At 64.7% G+C, this 18,902-nt stretch carries 18 protein-coding genes; 1 reads left to right on the top strand and 17 read right to left on the bottom strand.

The features are described from left to right. Positions 1–10: 10 nt before the first annotated feature. From urtE to ACVW1C_RS05460, 14 genes are all read right to left on the bottom strand, one after another. Entirely contained in the window at positions 11–703 is a 693-nt protein-coding gene (gene urtE, locus ACVW1C_RS05395) for an urea ABC transporter ATP-binding subunit UrtE (protein WP_456757514.1), read from the bottom strand. Then, complete coding sequence (gene urtD, locus ACVW1C_RS05400) at positions 696–1,448, bottom strand: urea ABC transporter ATP-binding protein UrtD (protein WP_456757515.1); 753 nt, start codon at positions 1,446–1,448, stop codon at positions 696–698. The genes urtE and urtD overlap by 8 nt, the downstream gene beginning before the upstream one ends. Next, positions 1,445–2,584: an urea ABC transporter permease subunit UrtC gene (urtC, locus tag ACVW1C_RS05405; RefSeq protein WP_456757516.1), complete on the bottom strand. Its 1,140-nt coding sequence runs from the start codon at positions 2,582–2,584 to the stop codon at positions 1,445–1,447. The genes urtD and urtC overlap by 4 nt, the downstream gene beginning before the upstream one ends. Before the next feature lie 16 nt (positions 2,585–2,600). After that, complete coding sequence (gene urtB, locus ACVW1C_RS05410) at positions 2,601–3,470, bottom strand: urea ABC transporter permease subunit UrtB (protein WP_456757517.1); 870 nt, start codon at positions 3,468–3,470, stop codon at positions 2,601–2,603. A gap of 125 nt (positions 3,471–3,595) precedes the next feature. Continuing rightward, the gene (locus tag ACVW1C_RS05415) at positions 3,596–4,846 is read right to left on the bottom strand and encodes a transporter substrate-binding domain-containing protein (RefSeq protein WP_173641995.1); all 1,251 of its coding nucleotides are present in this window, start codon (positions 4,844–4,846) and stop codon (positions 3,596–3,598) included. A 131-nt stretch (positions 4,847–4,977) separates the two neighbouring features. Continuing rightward, a complete protein-coding gene (locus ACVW1C_RS05420; protein ID WP_456757518.1) occupies positions 4,978–5,616 on the bottom strand; it encodes an ANTAR domain-containing response regulator in 639 nt (212 codons plus the stop codon). Then, positions 5,613–6,767, bottom strand: coding sequence for a transporter substrate-binding domain-containing protein (locus ACVW1C_RS05425; RefSeq protein WP_456757519.1), 1,155 nt, complete (start codon positions 6,765–6,767; stop codon positions 5,613–5,615). The genes ACVW1C_RS05420 and ACVW1C_RS05425 overlap by 4 nt, the downstream gene beginning before the upstream one ends. Positions 6,768–7,040: 273 nt before the next feature. Further along, a complete protein-coding gene (locus ACVW1C_RS05430) occupies positions 7,041–7,490 on the bottom strand; it encodes a Zn-ribbon domain-containing OB-fold protein (protein WP_456757520.1) in 450 nt (149 codons plus the stop codon). Beyond that, entirely contained in the window at positions 7,487–8,683 is a 1,197-nt protein-coding gene (locus ACVW1C_RS05435; protein WP_456757521.1) for a thiolase C-terminal domain-containing protein, read from the bottom strand. Before ACVW1C_RS05435 ends, ACVW1C_RS05430 begins: the two co-directional genes overlap by 4 nt. Continuing rightward, positions 8,680–9,963, bottom strand: a complete 1,284-nt coding sequence (locus tag ACVW1C_RS05440) for a CaiB/BaiF CoA transferase family protein (protein ID WP_456757522.1) — start codon at positions 9,961–9,963, stop codon at positions 8,680–8,682. Before ACVW1C_RS05440 ends, ACVW1C_RS05435 begins: the two co-directional genes overlap by 4 nt. 53 nt (positions 9,964–10,016) lie before the next feature. After that, positions 10,017–11,240 carry an ABC transporter substrate-binding protein gene (locus ACVW1C_RS05445; RefSeq protein WP_456757523.1) on the bottom strand — a complete coding sequence of 408 codons (1,224 nt, stop codon included), beginning with the start codon at positions 11,238–11,240 and terminating at the stop codon, positions 10,017–10,019. 29 nt (positions 11,241–11,269) lie between these two features. Then, complete coding sequence (locus ACVW1C_RS05450) at positions 11,270–12,226, bottom strand: PDR/VanB family oxidoreductase (protein ID WP_456757524.1); 957 nt, start codon at positions 12,224–12,226, stop codon at positions 11,270–11,272. A gap of 12 nt (positions 12,227–12,238) precedes the next feature. Next, positions 12,239–13,558 carry a Rieske 2Fe-2S domain-containing protein gene (locus ACVW1C_RS05455; RefSeq protein WP_456757525.1) on the bottom strand — a complete coding sequence of 440 codons (1,320 nt, stop codon included), beginning with the start codon at positions 13,556–13,558 and terminating at the stop codon, positions 12,239–12,241. Between the two features lie 13 nt (positions 13,559–13,571). After that, positions 13,572–13,898 (bottom strand): hypothetical protein, encoded by a 327-nt coding sequence (locus ACVW1C_RS05460; protein WP_456757526.1) that lies wholly within the window; start codon positions 13,896–13,898, stop codon positions 13,572–13,574. A 194-nt stretch (positions 13,899–14,092) separates the two neighbouring features. Here ACVW1C_RS05460 and ACVW1C_RS05465 point away from each other — a divergent pair, with 194 nt between their 5' ends. Continuing rightward, the gene (locus ACVW1C_RS05465) at positions 14,093–14,587 is read left to right on the top strand and encodes a MarR family winged helix-turn-helix transcriptional regulator (protein ID WP_456757527.1); all 495 of its coding nucleotides are present in this window, start codon (positions 14,093–14,095) and stop codon (positions 14,585–14,587) included. 20 nt (positions 14,588–14,607) lie between these two features. Here the strand turns inward: ACVW1C_RS05465 and ACVW1C_RS05470 are convergent, their stop codons facing one another. The 3 genes from ACVW1C_RS05470 to ACVW1C_RS05480 are packed head-to-tail and all read right to left on the bottom strand — an operon-like array spanning position 14,608 to position 18,874. Beyond that, the gene (locus ACVW1C_RS05470; protein ID WP_456757528.1) at positions 14,608–15,801 is read right to left on the bottom strand and encodes a CaiB/BaiF CoA transferase family protein; all 1,194 of its coding nucleotides are present in this window, start codon (positions 15,799–15,801) and stop codon (positions 14,608–14,610) included. 10 nt (positions 15,802–15,811) lie between these two features. Then, on the bottom strand, positions 15,812–18,049 hold the full coding sequence (locus ACVW1C_RS05475; RefSeq protein WP_456757529.1) for an acyl-CoA dehydrogenase family protein: 2,238 nt from the start codon (positions 18,047–18,049) through the stop codon (positions 15,812–15,814). A gap of 15 nt (positions 18,050–18,064) precedes the next feature. Next, positions 18,065–18,874, bottom strand: coding sequence for an enoyl-CoA hydratase/isomerase family protein (locus ACVW1C_RS05480; RefSeq protein ID WP_224924346.1), 810 nt, complete (start codon positions 18,872–18,874; stop codon positions 18,065–18,067). Between the last annotated feature and the right edge of the window lie 28 nt (positions 18,875–18,902).

Here is an 18,902-nt window from a genome sequence, read left to right on the forward strand (position 1 = left end):
ATAATTCCCGCTACACGGCCATGTGGAGCTGGATGAGATCATCGGTGAGCTCACCGATCGCGCCCTTGGCGACGACGCGTCCCTTTTCGAGCAACGCGAAGCGGTGGGACGCGCGCCGCGCGAACGCGACATTCTGTTCGACCAGCACCACCGTGATGCCGCGCTCGCGATTGAGCTTGACGATCACGTCCTCGATCTGCTCGACGATGTTCGGCTGAATGCCCTCGGTCGGCTCGTCCAGCAGGATGACCTTGGGCTGGGCAAGCAGCGCGCGTGCGATCGCAAGTTGCTGCTGCTGACCGCCGGACAGATTGCCGCCGTAGCGATAGAGAAAATCCTTGAGCACCGGAAACAGCTCGAGCACCCATTCCTCGATGCCGTTGGCCGATTTCGCCGCGAAGGTTCCGAGCGTCAGGTTCTCCCGCACGGTGAAGCGCGGCAGGATGCCGCGGCCCTGCGGCACATAGGCGATGCCCGCCTTGGCGCGCTGATGGGTCCGCAACGGCGAGATGTCGGCGCCGTCGAGCGTCAGGCGCCCGGTGCACCGGTCCATCAGGCCGAGGATGCTGCGCATCAGCGTGGTCTTGCCGACGCCGTTGCGGCCGAGCACCGACAGGAATTCACCGTTGCCCACCATCAGGTTGATACCCTGCAGGGCGCGGCTGTTGCCATAGAAGGCGTCGACGTCGGTCAGCTCAAGCATGGCTGATGCCTCCCGATCCGAGATAGGCGCGCCGAACTTCGGGATGCGCCTCCACCTCCGCTGCGGTGCCCTCGGCCAGCATCTGGCCCATATGCATCACCGAGATGATGTCGCCGATCGCCTTGACGAAGCCCATGTCGTGCTCGACCACAATCAGCGTGTGCTTGCCCTTCAGCCGGGCGAACAGTTCGGCGGTCTTGCGGGTTTCCTGCGCCGTCATGCCCGCGGTCGGCTCGTCCATCAGGATCAGCTCGGCGTCCTGGGCGACCAGCATGCCGATCTCCAGCCACTGGGTCTGGCCGTGCGACAGATAGGCGGCCGGCCGGTCGAGCTGTTCGGTGAGCCCGACCAGTTCGGCAAGACGTTCGATGTCGTCGCGGCCGGCATTGCCGATATTCCAGCGCAGATTGCCGAACACGGAGGTGCGGCGCGCCCGCGCGACTTCGAGATTGTCGCTGACCGAGAGCTCGCGGAAGACGCTCGGCACCTGGAACTTGCGACCGACACCGGCGCGGGCGATCTCGTATTCCTCGAGATCCTGCAGCGCGGTGCCGTCAAAGCTGACGGTGCCGGCGCTGGGCTTCACCTTGCCGCAGATGATGTCCAGCGCCGTGGTCTTGCCGGCGCCGTTCGGCCCGATCAGGCAGCGCAGCTCGCCCTTGCCGACGCTCATGTTGAGCGAATTGAGCGCCTTGAAGCCGTTGAAGCTGACCGAGACGTCGCGGAGATCGAGATGCGAGCTCATGTGCTGCCCTCCGTCTGGCTGACGCCGCGTGCGACGGCGCCGCTGGCGGCCTGTCTGCGCTGGGCAACCCAGCGCCAAATGGCCTGCGCGAGGCCGGCGAGCCCCTTGGGCAGGAACAGCACCACGAGCACGAACAGCGCGCCCATCACCAGCGTCCAGGTTTCCAGGAACGCCGCGGATTCCGACAGCGCGCCCTGCATGCCTGCGACCAGCACTGCGCCGAGGAACGCGCCGACCAGGCTTTGCCTGCCGCCGACGGCGCACCACACCACCACCGAGAGCGAGAGCTGCACGCCGAGGAAGGTCGGCGAGGCAAACTCCATCACGACCGTGTAGAGCATGCCGGCAAGGCCTGCGATCGCAGCCGACAGCGCGAACACGAAGATCTGGTAGAGCGCGACGTCGTAGCCAAAGTAGCGGACCCGGCTCTCGTGGTCGCGGATCGCCTGCACGATCAGGCCGGCCCTGGACTTGGTGAAGGCAAAGGCAACCAGCAGGCTGAGCAGCACGCATCCGGCGACGAGGTAGTAGGTCGCGCGGCCATAGGCATCGAACGCGACGCCGAACAGCTCGAGCTGGGCGAGATCGGTGATGCCGTTGAAGCCGCCGGTGAAGCTCTGCTGGTCGATGATCACGAGATTGATCACCACCATGGTGGCAAGCGTGATGATCGAAACGTAGACGCCGGTGACCCGTCCCCGGAACATGAACCAGCCGAGCGCCGCCGCAACCAGCGCCGGCACGAGCAGGCCCGCGGCGATGGCGAAGCCGAGCGACCGGAACGGCTCCCAGAACCATGGCAAATGCTGGACGTTGTTCCAGACCATGAAGTCCGGCAGCCCGCTGGCCCCCGTATGCACCGGCACGGTCTTGAGCTTCAACGCCATCGCCATGGCGTAGGAGCCGAGCCCGAAGCTCATCGCCTGGCCGAGATTCAGGATGCCGCCGAAGCCCCAGGACAGCCCAAGCGATATCGTGAGGATGCCCAGCACGAGATAACGCGCGACCTTGTTGAGCAGGAAATCATTGTTGAGCAGCACCGGGAGCGCGAACACCAGCGCCGAAACGATGAGCAACGGGGCAAGTTGCGCGATCAGGCGCTGCAATCCGCTGGAGTTGGAAATATTCGACGGCATAGATGAGCGATCTGTCTCAGGCCCGCACGCGTGCGGTGAAAAGCCCCTCGGGGCGGAAACGGATGAGCACGACGATGGCGAGCAGCACGATCGCCTTGGCCACCGTGTCGTTCTGCAGGAAGGCGATGCCGCCGGAGAGCTCGCCGAGGATGAAGGCACTCGCCACGGTGCCTGCGAGGCTCTGCACGCCGCCGAGCACCACCACCATGAAGGCGTCGACCACGTAGCCGGTGCCCATATCGGGCGACACGCTCTTGAGCGGCGACACCAGCGCGCCGGCAAGTCCGGCAAGCCCCGCGCCGTAGGCGAAGGTCAGCGCATAGACCCGCTTGGCGTTGATGCCGAACGAGGCGGCGACCGAGCGGTCCTGGATGATGGCCCGCAGCTTCATCCCGACCGGGGTGCGGTTCATGAGCAACCAGGTCGCCCCGAACAGCGCGATCGACACGACGAACAGGAACACCCGATACGACGATATCGGGATGCCGAACACGTCCATGCTGTCGGCCAGCGCCGGCGGCAGCTGCACATAGCGGAGTTCGCTGCCGACCATCAGCCGCACGGCCTGTTGCAGCATGATGCCGACACCCCAGGTGGCGAGGATCGTGTCGAGCGGCCGGTTGTTGAGCAGGCTCAGGACGTAGCGTTCGATGACCCAGCCGAACGCAGCAACCACCAGGAAGATCGGAACGAGGCTCGCGAGCAGGCCGAGCCCGAGATAGGTGTGGAACACCCAGGCGGCGTAAGCGCCGAGCATCACGAACTCGCCGTGGGCGAGATTGATGATGCCCATCGAGCCGTAGATGATCGACAGGCCCAGCGCGACCAGCAGCAGAATCGACCCGATGCTGAGGCCTGTGACAATTTGTTCGATGAGTTGGTCCACGTCGGGATCCGCTTTCGATGTTGGTTTGGGCGACCTGCGCGGCCCTCGCATGTGTGCGAGAGGCCGCTTTCGTTGCCGGAAGCCGACCGCCGGCGCCGCACGCCGACGGCCGTCGTCAGCCCCCGTCAGCTCTTCTCGACCAGGCCCTTTTCGGTGCAGGACTGCCCGGGATAGGCCGCGTAGGGCACCGGCTTCAGCCAATCCTTGGCCTCGACGAGAATCTCGAACTGGCCGTTCGATTTCGCCTGCGCGATCTTGGGCCACAGCCAGGTGTGCAGGTTCTCCGGCTCGATCCGGACCTTGCCCTGCGGCGCGATCACTTCCTGGCCCTTGACCGCGTCGCGGATGTTCGGCGGCGTGAGGTCGCTGGTCGCGAGCTTCTCGACCGCCTGCTTGAACAGATAGGTCTGGAAGTAGCAGGCCTCGGAGACGAAATGCGTCACCTTGTCGGCGCCCCAGCGCTTCTTGTAGGCCTCGACGAATTTTTCGTTCTCAGGCGACTTGTGCACCATGAAGTACGGCGCCGAGGTGAAGTGACCGGCGGCAGCTTCTCCGCCCATCGCCGCGACCTCGTTTTCGGAGGTCGTCAGGCTCGCCATCGGCATCTTCTCGGGATCGAGGCCGGCCGCCTTGTACTGACGATGCAGTGCGACCACGGAATCGCCGACCACGGTGGAGAAGATCACGTTCGGCTGCGTCGAGCGGATCTTGTTGATGACGGAAGAGAATTCGGAATGGCCAAGCGGCACATATTCTTCCGCCACGACCTCGCCGCCGAGCTTCTCGAGCAGCTTCTTGCAATAGTTGTTCTCTTCCTTCGGATAGATGTAGTTGGAGCCGATCAGATAGAACTTCTTGCCGAACTTCTTGACCAGCCAGGGCACGAACTCGTCCTGCTGCTGGTTCGGCACCGCGCCGGTGTAGATGACGTTCTTCGAGCACTCGCGGCCCTCATAGAGCGTCGGATACCAATAGAGGTTGTTCTGCCGCTCGAAGACCGGGAGCACCGCCTTGCGGCTCGCCGACGTGTAGGAACCGAACACGCTGACGCATTTGTCGCCGACGACGAGCTTGCGGGCCTTCTCCGAGAATGTCGCCGGATCCGACGCGGGATCCTCGACGATCGGCACGATCTTGCTGCCCTTGATGCCGCCGGCGGCGTTGATCTCCTCGATCGCAAGCAGCGTCGCCTTGTTGAGCGATTCCTCGATGATCGCGGTCGTTCCCGTCAGCGAGAACAGCACGCCGACCTTGATCTCGCCGCCCGCGGCGTACGCGAGGTCGGCGTTCTTGATCCAGATATGCGGCAGTCCGGCGCCGGCAAATGCACCAAGCGCCGCGGTATTCCTCAGCAAAGTCCGCCGTGAAATGCTCATCCTTAAGCTCCCTTCAGGACTGAAAAAACAAAAAGCCCTCCCGATGCGCGCTTACGCGAGCATTGGGAGGGCTTTGTTGCCGGTTGTGTCGAAGGCGGCGCTGTCGCCGCCGGCCCCGCTATTGGGGCTTACTATTGATGATCGTAGCCAAGCAGTTCGAACGAGTCAACAATCGCCGCGGCGACCGCGCTTGCCGACACGCGACGATCCATCGCCTGTCGTCTGATGAAGCCATAGGCTTCGGTTTCCGGCATCTGCCGCGTCGCCATCAGGATGGCCTTGGCGCGTTCCACCGTGCGCATCGAGCGCAGATTGTCGTCGAGCTTCTCGATCTTGCTGCGCAGCCGCCGTTCGTAGCTGAACTGGCTGCGCGCCAGCACGAGGCTGGACAACACTGCATTCTGCGTGAACGGCCGCGGCAGAACGGCGTTGGGCGTGGCGTGACACAGCGCATCGGCGTGAACGGTTTCCGTCGCCGGCAGGATCACGACCAGCGCGGAACGCGCATCGCCTGGAATCCACGGCAGGCGCCGCGCCAGATCCGGCGAGTATTCGCAGTACACCACGTCTGCATCGGCCGGCACGCTCTCCGGCATCGGCCAGACCTGGCGCACCCGCATCCTGAATCGCTGCAATTCGCGGAGCAACATGCCGACCTGATCGTCGACCGGCGCGACCACGACAGCCGACAGATCGGCAAGTTCCTGAACCATGGTCTTGCGTCCGCCGACGTCTCGGCTCAGCTGCGGCTTACGCGACTGCTCGTTCATTGGACGCTTCCTGTTTGCGTTGCACGACCATACCCGATCAGGAACGGATCCGCATGCACCGGCTCCTTCGACTGGCTGACCACATCGAACTGCCCCTGGCGGTTGGCGCGTCCGATGCGCGTCCACAGATCGGTGTGGCCCGACATCGGGTTGACGGTGACGGCACCTTGCGGTGCATCAAAGCTGGTGCCGAACACCATCGAGCGGAGCACTTCGGTGTCGAGCGAATTGACCTGCTCGAGCGCCTTTGCAAACAGATGCAGCTGGAAATAGGACGCCTCTGCGCACATGTTGGTCGAGATGTCGGCGCCGAACCGCTTCTTGAAGCGCTGCACAAACGCGCTGTTGGCGCTGCCCTCGACGCCCTGGAAGTAGGATGCCGCGGTGACGTGTCCTTCGCCGACGTCGAAGCCCATGGCGGCGATTTCGGCTTCCGTCGTGGTCAGGCTGGCGATCGGCGTCTGCTTTGGATCGAGCCCGACATTGGCGTAGGCCTGATACAGGAAGACCGTGCCTTCCCCCACGACGGTCGAGAAGATCACGTCGGGCCTGACCCGCTTGATGTCCTGGATGATCGGGACAAAGTCCTGCCAGCGCGCGTAGACATTGACGTAGCGCTCGCCCACGACCGAGCCGCCATTGCTCTTCAGCAGTTCCCGCATCACCCGGTTCGACTCGCGCGGATAGATGTAGTCCGATCCCACGAAATAGAATCGTGTTCCGAACGTATCCATCAGATAGCGGCACAGCGCGAGGCTGTTCTGATTCGGCGAGGCGCCGGTGTAGATGACGTTCGGCGACGCCTCGAAACCCTCATAGAGCGTCGGGTACCACAGCAGGCCGTTTAGCCGTTCGACCACCGGCAGCACCGCCTTGCGGCTCGACGAGGTATAGCAGCCGAATATAGTGCTGACCTGATCCTCCACCATCAACCGTTTGGCGTAGTGGCCATAGGCGGCCGAATCCGAGCCAGGGTCGTAGGCGACGGGAACCAGTTCGCGGCCGCAGACCCCGCCCGCCTCATTCACCTCCTCGATCGCAAGCTGCGTGCCCTGATACTGGGTCTCCTCGATCACCGACATGAAGCCGGTTCGCGAGAACAGCACGCCTATCCGCCATGGAGCGGAGGTCGCTTGGGTAGGATTCGACATGGTCAGGCCCTCGACAGAATTGGAGGGACGAGAGGGATTATTGTTCTTGTTGCTCTCGAACAGCATTGCCGGGGGCGGAAGATTGCATGTCATCTGCCGCGAGACAAGGACCCACGAAGCTCATCCTGTCAGCGAGCTGACGCGAAACCAGGCAAACCGGATGTCACCCGCGACGGATCACAGGTGCAGCGATCCACGGACCGTCTATCTCCGGTAGACGCGCGATCGATTGCCCGTATCGAGCGCAGGGATCGATAGTAACTCCGGGGAAACCTACGGCCGGCGCCATTGCAGCAGGGAGTAAGGCGGATTTGACTCCGGATGATGCTCGAAGACCCCTTCGACATCTGTGCCGATTGCAACCGCCTGCTCGGGATCGCCGAGCAGATTGCCGACCATGCGAATGCCGCCGGCATGCGGCAGTTCGACAAGCACCGCGATGTACGGTCCATGCCCTTTCAGCGCCGCATGCGACGGATGCCACACCCGCTCCCAGCTGAAGATCCGGCCGCGCGGCGCGACCTCGGTCCAGACCGGGTCGAAGGCGTGGCAGCGGTGGCAGAGCCATTCGGGCCCGAACTGCCACGTGTCGCAGCGGCCGCAGCGTTGCACCAGCAGCTTGCCCTGACGCAATCCTTCCCAGTAAGGCGCGGAGAGGCCGTGAGGTTCTGCAACCGGGATCGGCAGGCCTGCCGGGAGATAGCGCGCGCTCGGCTTGCTCATAAGGTGGCCTCCGAACCCAAGATGAGGTTGCTCGCGGGAGAGACCATCGGACCTCCGATGACCATTGCGACGTCGCTGCGTTGAGCCTGGCTCGTCGAGGTGCCGCGCACCTGGCGAACCGCTTCCAGCACGAGCTCAAAACCGTGCATGTAGCATTCGGCGAGGTTGCCGCCGCTGGTGTTGAGCGGCAGCCGCCCGGACGGCGCGATCAGGTTCTCGAATGTCAGGAAGTCGTTGGCCTCCTCCGGCTTGAAGAAGCCGTGCTCCGCCAGCGCCATCACGACACCGCCGGTGAAATTCTCATACGCCTGGACCACGCCGACATCGGACGCCCCTACTCCGGCCATGCGGTAAAGGTCAGGCGCGACGGTGTCGAAGCTCGCCGTGGCGTAGAGCGGCGCGTTGTGCGCCATCGCCGCCGCGCGATGTCCGGATCCGAAGGCCGCACCGAGCAGATAGGCCGGCTTGTGGCGGAATTCTGCGGCGCGCTCTGCCGATACCAGCAACAATGCCGCCGCGCCGTCATTTTCCATGCAGCAATCGTAGAGATGGAAGGGCTCCACGATCCAGCGCGAGGCATCGTATTTCTCGATATCCAGCGGCCTGCCGTGCATCACGGCACGCGGGTTGGCCTGGGCGTGGTGATAGGAGGCGAGCGCAATCGCGCGGAGCGCCTCTTGCCGCACGCCATGCTCGTGCATGTAGCGCTGCACCCGCATGGCAAAACGCTGCGGCGGCGCCAGCACACCATAAGGCATCAGGTAGGACCACTCGCCCGAAACCGTGTGCATCCCGCCCGCCTGCCCGAAGCGGCCATACTGGCCCTGCGCCAATGAGCGGAACACCACGACACAATCGGCGAGGCCCGCGACGATCGAGGCCGCCGCGTTGGCAACCGCGGCACAGCAGCCGCCGCCGCCTCCGCCCCATTGCATGGTTGCTGAACGCAGTCGATACGTACCCAGCGCCGCGGCCAGCCGCGAGGCCTCGCTGCGATCGTCGCTGTAGGACGAGAAGCCGTCGATCTCGCGCGGATCGAGCCCGGCATCTTCGCTCGCCGCCAGAATGGCTTTCAGCGCGAGCTTGAATTCCGGGTCGGGAGAAGCGCCGTGGCGATAATAATCCGTTTCACCGATCCCGATGACAGCCACACGGCCCCGCAGCGTCCGCTCGTCTCGCGCGCGCGCCGTCACGACTTGGCATCCTGTCGCGCGGGCTGGCTGCCGAAAGCCCCGCCTGCAGCGAGGCGCGCAATCTCCACCTCGTCGTAGTCGAGCAACTCACGCAGGACATTCTCGGTGTGCTGCCCAACGGCTGGCGCCGCAACAGGATCGACGATCGGTGTTCGGGAATAGCGGATCGGCAGGTTCACGTTCGGCAGCCAACCCAGCGTCTCGTGCGGGATCCGGGTGACGATCCCGCGCTCCCTTGCCTCCGGGGAACGGATCGCCTCGCCGACGGTGCGCACCTGACCGCAGGGCACCCCGGCCGCCCGCATCCGCGACTGCCAGTGCGACCAGGGCTGCCGGGCAAAGACGTCGCCAAGAATCGCAAACAACTCCTCGCGCCGGCGGATCCGATCGGGGCCGGTTGCATAGATCTCGGCCGCGGCGAGATCTTCGCGCTCGAGAACCTGCGCCATCAGGCGTTGGAAAATCTTGTCGTTGCCGCAGTTGATATAGAAGGCGCAATCGCTGGCCTGAAACACACCCGACGGACACGTATCCGGACTGGTATTGCCGCTTCGCTTCGGATCGGCGCCGCTGAACAGCGACTGCATGGTCGCGTAGCCGGTCATCAGGACGGCATTCTCGAACAACGACACTTCGATGGCCTGGCCCTGCCCGCTGCGTTCCCGCGCGAACAATGCGCCGAGGATTGCATTGCTCGCCATCATCGCGGTGCTGATATCCATCACCGGCGACAATGCCCGCACGCCCTCGCGGTCGGCATAGCCGTTCATCGACACGAAGCCGCTCTCGACCTGCGCGATCGGATCGAAACCGAGCCGGTCCGCAAACGCCCCCTCTCGGCCATACGCCGACACCGAGCAATAGATGATCTCGGGCTTGATCTTGCGGCAGCTCTCGTAGTCGAGCCCCAGCCGTGTCATCACATCAGCCGAAAAATTCTCGACCAGGACGTCCGCCGTCGCGATCAGCTCGCGCGCGACCTTCAGGCCCTCTGGGGACTTGAGATCGAGGGCGACGCTGCGCTTGTTGCGGTTGGTCCAGAGGAACGGCGCACCGTGCCTGAGATCGGGATGCACCGGGGGATATCGGCGCAAATCGTCACCGCGGCCCGGCGCTTCGATCTTGATCACCTCGGCGCCCATGTCGGCGAGGATCATGGTCGCAAACGGTCCCGCGATGAAATGCGAGAAATCGATCACCCGGACCCCCTCGAGCGCCCTTGGCGCATCGACGGGGCGCGGCGTGTGCTCGGGGAAGTCGGCTTCAAGCTGATCCAGCATCGGGAGGTCCGTCAGTTTGAGAAGGGTTGGTCCGAGGGGCGCGGCGGTCGTCGTCAATTGCTCTTCGGCGGCTCGACGAGCGAGCATCCGCCCTGGTCGAGCGGCCGAAACGCCTCCGGCCCTGTGAGCACGCCGACCTGCTCCAGCAGGTCCCACTTGCTCTTCGAGGCATTCGGGCGCTTCACTTTGAAGATGTACATGTTGTGAATGGCGCGGCCGTCCGCGCGCACCACGACCGGCCCGAACAAGGCGTCGTCGATCGGCTTCTCCTTCAACTTCTGGATCACGGCCGGCGCGTCATTGGTTCCCGCCGCCAGTGCTGCGTTCAAATAGGCCAACACGGAGGAGTAGACGCCGGCGTGGAAGGCGGTCGGCGATTGCCCGTGCTGACGCGCGCTGAACTTGGCCGACCAGGCACGGCTGGCATCATTCAGGTCCCAATAGAACGGCTGGGTGATGATCAGCCCCTCGCCGACCGCAAGGCCGCTGGACTCGACATCGTTGGTGGTGGTCAACAGCGCCGCGAAGGTGCGTCCGCTCTGCTTCAGCCCGAACTCGGCGGATTGCTTGATCAGGCTGACCGTGTCGCCGCCGGCGGTCGCGAACGCGATCACATCGGCGCCGGAGCTCTCGGCCTGCAGGATGAACGACGCATAGTCCGCATTGTTGATCGGCACATTGACCGACCCGAGCACGGTGCCGCCGCCGGCGCCGATCACGGCCGTCCCGTCGCGCACCATCGACTTGCCGAGCGCATTGTCGGTCGCGATGAAGTACCATTTCTTGCCGCCGTGACGCACGAGATAGGCACCGATGGTGTGCGAGGCCGCCCAGGTATCGAAGGTCCACTGGATCGTGTTGGGCGAGCAGTATTTTCCGGTCAGGTCCGAGGACGCCGCGCTCGATGCGATCAGCGCCGCCTTGCTGCCGCGCACGACCTCGTTGACGGCAAGCCCGACAGCCGAGTTCGGCACGTCGGCGACCGCATCGACCTTCTCCTGATCGATCCAGCGGCGCGCGATCGCGGCTCCGACGTCAGCCTTGTTCTGATGGTCGGCCGAGACGATCTCGACCTTGAAGTCGGGATGCAGCCGCATGAAGTCCTCGGCCGCCATCCTGGCCGCCGTCACCGACCCCTCGCCGGCATTGTCCGAATATGGGCCGGACGCGTCGTTGAGCACGCCGATCTTCAGGGAGCGCGCGGCGTCCGCCGACGCCGGCGAGGTAGCGCAAACGGCCAGCAGCGACAGCGCGAGAATGCGAGAGAGATAGTTCACTTGTTTCCACCCATTTTGTGTAGTTGTTTTCAGAGATCGAGCACGAGCATGCCGGACTTGGCGCCCGAGCAGCAGATCATGACGCTCTTGTTCGCCGCCTGCTCTTCCTTGCTCAGAAACTGGTCGCGATGATCCGGCGTGCCCTCAAGCACGCGCGTCTCGCAGGTGCCGCAGACCCCCTCGGTGCAGGCGTAGTTCGCGGTGATGCCGGCATCCAGCAACGCATCGAGGATCGTCTTACCGGGCTCGACCGCAATCGTGCGGTTGCTTCGCGCGAGCTTGACGTCGAAGCCGCCCTCGGTAGCGGGTGCTTCCCGCGCCTGGAAGTATTCGACGTGCACGCGATCGGCCGGCCGATCGGCCGTCGCCGCCTCGAATGCCGCGAGCATCGGCACCGGACCGCAGCAATAGAGATGCGCCCGCACCGGCGCGTTTCCGACAATTGCCGGCAGGTCGAACAGACGCCCCGATCGCTCGTCGTCGAAATCGAGATGCATCTTGGAGCGAAGATCAGGTGCGTCGAGCTCGTCGAGGAATGCGGCGGCGGTGCGCGTCCTCGCTGCGTAGAACAGCTCCCAGCGGCGTCCGAGCGCCTCCAGCCGCCGGATCATCGACAGCAATGGCGTGATGCCGATGCCGCCGGCGACCAGGACCGAGTGATCCGCCTCTTCGTGCAGCGCGAAGTTGTTGCGCGGCCCGGAGATCGTCATGATGTCCCCGACCTTCACGGAGTCGTGGATGAAGCTGGAGCCACCGCGACTCTCGCCATCCTTGTTGACCGCGATCACATACCGCTGCCGCTCGCGTTGGTCGTTCACCAGCGAGTAGCTGCGGATCATGCCGTTCGGCAGATGCAGATCGATATGGCTGCCGGCCGTGAACGGAGCAAGCTCGCTGCCCGTCCGCGCGATCAGCTCATAGGAATTGATCCGCTCGGCCTCGTAGCCGATGCGCTTGACCAGCACGTCCTGCATCACGTCAACCATGGCGGGATGCGCTCACAGCTCGTACCCGAAATCGGCGCCGAGCTTCGCCCGCATGAACGGCGCGCCGACATCGACCCAGGAATCCTCCGGCGGCAGCCGCAGCGACACCGCCCGCACCATGAACACGTCGGGGTCCAGGACACCCTTGGGCTTGATCGCGTGATCGCGATAGGCGCCGAGCGCTTCCAGAATGAAACGCCGCGTCATCGCGATGCCGGTATCGCTCGAGCAGAGCGTCTCCCTGGTGCGATCGAAGATCGGCGAGACCCCGCTCTGGCAGGCGCCGTCCTGCACCCAGAGCCCCGGCAGGCCCGAGAACCAGGTGGTGCGCTGCGCCTCGTAGTCGAATTGAAAACCGTTCTGCGGATTGTATTTGGTCCAGTAGCCCGCATACGGGACCGTCACCGGATGCTGGACCAGCGCGTGGCGGCTGGCATGGCCGCTCTCGCGGCCCTTGTGTCCTTCGGCGAAGACCTGCCGCGTTTTCTCCAGCAGCGGCTCCGACGGATGATAGGAGAACATGATGCAGAGCGTGTTCTCGTCATCGATCGGCACCCAGGCGTGCCCGCTCAGATCCGGGAACGGCGACAGCGGCGGCACCAGCGTATAGAACGGCAGCAGGAACTGGTTGACGCGCCAGTACAGCGTGTTGGCATCGTAATTGCGCCGCGCGGCGATGCTCATGCCGAAGTCCTGCTTGATGCATTCGAAGGTCGGCCGCAGGTCGCGCTTCTGGATCCAGGCGCTCGTCGTGCCCTGGGCGTCCAGCCGGCCGTGCAGCAGCGGGGCGTGCGCCGAGTCGATCTCGCCCTCGACCGCCTGCAGCCAGTTGCACTCCTGGACGCGAACCGAGATGTGCACCTGCTCGGCCGGCACCAGATTCCATTCGAGGTTCGGCAGCGGCGGAAGTTCGGCCTGGTCGGGACCCATATAGGTCCAGATCATCCCGTTGCGCTCCTTGCAGGGATAGGCCTTGATCCGCACCCGCTCCTTGAGGCGGCTGCGCACCGGCTCGGCCGGCATGTCCGTCACCGCGCCGGTGACGTCGAATTTCCAGCCGTGATAGACGCAGCGCAGCCCGCAATCCTCGTTTCGCGCAAAGATCAGCGGCGCGCCGCGATGCGGACAGGCCTGGTCGACCAGCCCGACGCGTCCCTCGGTGTCGCGGAAGGCGACCAGATCTTCGCCAAGCAAACGGATGCGCTTTGGTTGCCCGTCCTTGGCGAGATCCGCCGACGGCAGGAACGGAATCCAGTACAGACGAAACAGATCGCCGAGCGGCGCGCCTTTGCCGACCCTCACCAGCCGTTCATTATCTTCGCGCGAGAGCATGGGTTTGCCTCCTTCAATTGCCGGTGGTCGGACCGGTCGCGTTGCCCAACAGCGCGGCGACGCGGTCGGAAAGCCCGAGATCCTGTGCGGTCCAAAGCGGATCGGATGCGGCGAGCGGCTCGCGTGGAATGGGAGGTTGCTTGCCGTCCTCCACCAGGCCGACGATCAATTCGATGCGGCGCCGCTCGAGCTCCCGCAGTGCGTCCTCGACGACGGCGGACTCCGCCGTGCATCCCGGCAGCTCCGGATAGGCGAGACGAACCCGCCAATGTCCCGGCTCGGTTTCGACCGCCTCAGCCTCAAGCAGATAGGGAATCGACAGCAGCTCGCGCAGGTCCAAAAGCAACCTCCCTGAACGACGTCTTCGCGTCGCATGTGATACGTATACGTACTATATTGCCAAATGCCTGACAAGAGCCCAAGAGGATTGCATCGTGCCGGAACAGCTTGGCCGCGGTTCACCGCAGGGTTGAGCACGTCAGGCCAAGCTGCTACGGGCTAGCGCGAATTCGTGAATCGGGGTCCAACGACGGCATGGCAGCCAACAAGGCAAAGAAGACCAGCTCGGCCGCAGACGTCGCGCGCGACTGGCAACTCGAAGGCGGCGTCGGATTTCTGCTGCGGCTGCTGGAGGCCCGCTACGACGGGCTCTATCAAAGCATGACGCGTCAGAGCGACATCACGCCGCGGCAGTTCGGCGTGCTGATGGCGCTGTACCAATTGGGTCCTCTCACCCCCTCGGTACTGGCGGAACGGATCAGCTGCGACCGCAACACGCTCAGCGAGATGCTGAAGCGGATGGTGGCGCGCCGGCTGGTCTCGAAGAAGAACAATCCGGACGACCGCCGCTCGCTCCAGGTGCAGATCACCGCCAAGGGAGAGGAAGCGCTTCTCGCCGTCATCCCGGCGGCCGCCGAGCTGCAAAACATCATGCTGGCTCCCCTGCGCAAGGAAGACCGCGCGCATTTCCTCAAATGCCTGCTCGCGATCGCGAAGGCACCGCCGCCGGACGCTCCGTCCGATACCTGAGACCGCCGGCGTCCGGCTCTCTAGGCCTGCGCCCTGCCAAACGTGCCCGCAGCGGCGAGCGCCGCGATTGCGTCCGGCGACAATCCGAGGATCCGCGACAGCACATCGTCGCGCTGCGCGCCGATCCCGGGAACGTGACTTCCGATCGAGATGTCGGCCCCGGACATCTGCCATGGCGCATTGACGCCGACGAATTCGCCGGCACCATCCGAGACCGTCCCAAACACGCCACGTTGACGCAGATGGGCATCGGTCAGCGCCGCGCCCGGCGTCCGGTACTCGGCGCAGGGCACACCGGCGCGATCCAGCGCCGCAATGCATTCAGCGACGGTGTGACGCTCGGTCCATTTTTCGATCACCTGCATCATAGCGGTCCAGTTGGCACCGCGCGCCGGAATGGTCGCAAAGCGCGGATCGTTTGCCAGTTCGTCCTGCCCCGTCACCTCACATAGCGCCGCAAAGTTGCGCGGCGTCACCGGGGCGATCAGGATATCGCCATCGCGCGTGCGCACCGGCCCATAGGTCGGACGCGGCGAGCGGATCGGGAATTGCGCTTCCTGGAGCTCGTAGACCAGCAGGTTGAGCATGCAATCCATCAACGCCACATCGACGCGCTGCCCCTTCCCGGTGCGTTCGCGCTGGACCATCGCGGTCTGGATCGCGGAATAGCCGAAGATGCCGCCGAGGATGTCGGCGACAAAGATCGCGCCGGCTGCGGGACGCTCCCGGTCGCCGGCATAGCGCATCAGCGAGGTATCGAATCCGCTTTCGGCGTGCACGATCATGGCGTAGGCCGCACGCTCGGCGGCGGGGCCGGACTGGCCATAGCCCGAGATCGAGCAATAGATCAGGCGCGGGTTGATCTCGCGAAGCGCGTCGTAGCCAAGGCCGAGCCGGTCCATTACTCTAGGACGGAAATTCTCGACGAGAATGTCCGCCTCCGCGACCATGCGATGCACGAGCTTGATGGCCTCGGCGTTCTTCAGGTCCAGCGCCAGGCTGCGCTTGCCGGCATTGAGCTGGCCGAAATAGGTGCTGTGGCCTTCGCGCAGCGGCGTCCGCAGCCGCATGTCGTCGCCTTCCGGCGGCTCGATCTTGATCACCTCGGCGCCGACGTCAGCGAGCAGCCGCGCGCAATACGGCCCCGCCACCATGATGGAAAAATCCAGCACGCGCACCCCGGCGAGCGGCGCCCTGTCGCCATCTTTTTGCATCAGATCTCTCCTATCTCGGCAGCCCGAGCGCGCGTTGCGCGATCAGGCTGCGCTGAATCTCATTGGTCCCGATGCTGATGACCCACATCAGCGAATGCCGCAGGTTCTGCTCGAAGCGGCCATTGTCGATCGCGCCCGGCATCTGTTCGGACAGCGCGGCGCGCATGCCGAGAATGTCGAGCGCCGCCTCGCCGAAACGCTCCATCAGCTCTCCGGAAAACACCTTGCTGATCGCGCCATATTCCGGCGGCGTCATGCCGTCGGCGGCAAGCTCGGCACAATGCATCATTAATAGACGACCGATCTCGATCTCGGATGCCAGGGTCGCCATCCTGTCGCGGACGATAGGGTCATCGGCGAGAGACCGCTCACCTTGTCTCGCCATCACATGCAAACGCAGCTGCTCGAAGGCGTGCGCGACCTTCAGGACGATCCCGCCGCCGACCAGCCCTCGCTCGAAGGCGAGCGCGCCGGTCAGCACCTTCCAGCCGCCATTGACCTCGCCAACCAAATTCTCGGCGGGAATGCGGACGTTGTCGTAGAAGATGTTGGCAAACGTGCCATCATACATGGTGACGGATGGACGGATGGTGATACCCGGCGCATCCATCGGCACGATGAACATGCTGATGCCGGCATGCGGTGGCCTCGCGTCCTTGTCGGTTCGCGCGGCGAGGAACATGTATTTGCCCCACCAGGTGGTGGTCCAGATCTTCTGGCCGTTGATCACCCAGTGATCGCCATCCCTGATCGCAGTGGTGCGCAGCGCCGCGAGGTCCGAGCCCGCCTGCGGTTCGCTGTAGCCCATGCCGTGCATGGCTTCGCCGCGCAGGATTTCCGGAAGATATTTTTGCTGCTGCTCTGCCGTGCCGAACATTATCAACGCGTTGGCCTGGATCGCCGCCCCGATCCGTGGTGCCTCGCCGCGCTCCATCGTCTCCATGAAAGCGATCTGCTCCAGTGGAGAGCGCGCCTGGCCGCCGAACTGCTCCGGCCATCCGAGGCCAATCCATCCGGCCTCGCCGATATTTCGGGCGAAGCTCGCATCGAACTCGCGCTTGGCAAACGGCCTCTGGTCGAACGCCTGCTTTGTGTCTCCGGTCCAGTTTTGTTCGAGCCAGCGCCGGACCTGCTCGCGAAACGCATTTCCGGCGGGCCCGAGGTCGTATTGCGGCAACCCGGCGCCACCCGCATCCAGCAGTCGCGCGGCAAGTCTGCACTTCGCATCCGAGGCGCCGCCGAGCGCGATCGTATCGAGGTGTACGCGCTTGAAATGGATCGGCGCCTCGTGCTCCTCGGCATAGCCGATCGCACCGAATGTATGCTGGGTCTCCAGCGAGACCTGCCGCAGCGCATTGCCGGAAAACGCCGATGCGCAATCGGCGAAGTAGCGCCAGTCGTCGTCGCCGCCATCATGCAGTCCGGCGGCATGCTCGAGGATCAGCCTGACGCCTTCGAGCGCGATCAGGCAGTTGGCCAGCTTGTGCTGAATGGCCTGGAACTTGCCGATCGGTTGTCCGAACTGGTGCCGCTCCTTGGCGTAGTCCACCGCCAGCTCAAACGCCCGCCGCGCCGCGCCGTAAGCGCGCGCGGTCAACGCCGCCTTGCCCTTGATGCGGAGACCGTCCAGATCGACCGTCCCGACGGGGATGCGCATGAGCGGCGCTGCGTTCAGCCTGACCTCGGAGAGCCCCCATGCCCCCATCGCGCGGGTCGCGACGCATTCGACACCAGGTCCGGCAAGATCGATCAACGCAAGATGAGCCTGATCGAGCGCGACCAGAAGATGCGTGGCGGCTCCCGCAGCCTCGACGAAGCGGAGCACGCCCGTTGCCTTGAGGTCCGTGACCTCGATCGAGCCCGCCCCCGGATCGCGATCCAGCGCCCCGAACGAGAAGGCGACGATCGCCTTTCCAGAATGCAGCCGCTCCAGCAGATCCACCACGACGTCGTCCTGCGATCCGGCGATCGCCAGATTGGCGAGCGCCGCAGACCACATCGGCGCCGGACACCCGGCGCGGCCGAGCTCCGCCATGACGACGAGAATCTCGGCGAGCCCGCCTTCGCCGCCTTCCGCTCCGAGCGCGGCGACGCCCTGCCCGACCAACTTGCGCCAGATCGCCGACACCTCGTCCGGCGAGGACGACGCCGTTGCGCCGCGCGGACGCCAATGCTCGTCCAGGAAGCCGCGCAAGGAGTCGCGCAGCATCCCCGCGACATCGTCATTCGATGCTTCGGTCGCCGACATTGCCCAGCCCCCGAGCTATGCCTGGCCGAACCTCGGCTTGCGCTTCTCCTTGAACGACATCGTCGCTTCCTTGTGGTCTGCGGTCTCGAACGTCACCTGCTCCAGCGCCATCGAGGCCTCCAGCAACATGTTCACGCGCTCCTTAACGATCTGGTTGATCGACAGCTTGGTCCAGCGAATGGCCCAGGTCGGACCGTTGGCGAGCTCGACCGCGATCTCGCGGGCCTTGGCCAGCACCTCCGCGCGCGGCGCGACATGGTTGACCAGCCCGATCCGCTCCGCCTCCTTGCCCTTCAGCAGCGTGCCGCGGATCAGGAACTCCTTGGCCTTGTTGATGCCGACCAGCAGCGGCCAGATCACCGTGCCGCCGTCGCCCGCGACCAGGCCGACGCGCGAGACGTGGGTGTCGCCGATCCGCGCATCTTCCGCCATCACGGTGATGTCGCAGAGCAGCGCATGGGTCGCCGCCAGGCCGATGGCGTCGCCGTTGATCGCCGCGATGATCGGCTTGTCGAGCTCGAGCTGCCGAGTAACGCCGCGCCGGCTGATCATGGGGTCGTGCACCTCGCCCTCCTCGAGCACGTCGCCGCCCGGCCGCTCGGACATCGCCTTCACGTCACCGCCGACGCTGAAAAAGTCGCCGGCGCCGGTCAGCACCACGGCATTGACGGCATGGTCGTCGGCGAGGTCGTCCCAGATCGTCCGCAGCTCGCGGATCAGCTTCTGGTTGATGGCATTGCGCGCCTGCGGGCGATTCAAGGTCACGGTCGCGACCTTGTCCGCGACCTCGACCGTCAGGCACTCATACTTGGCGTAATTGGACACGTTTGCCTCCATTGTTGTTGCTGTGAGT

The organism is Bradyrhizobium sp. USDA 4011 (assembly GCF_054063415.1).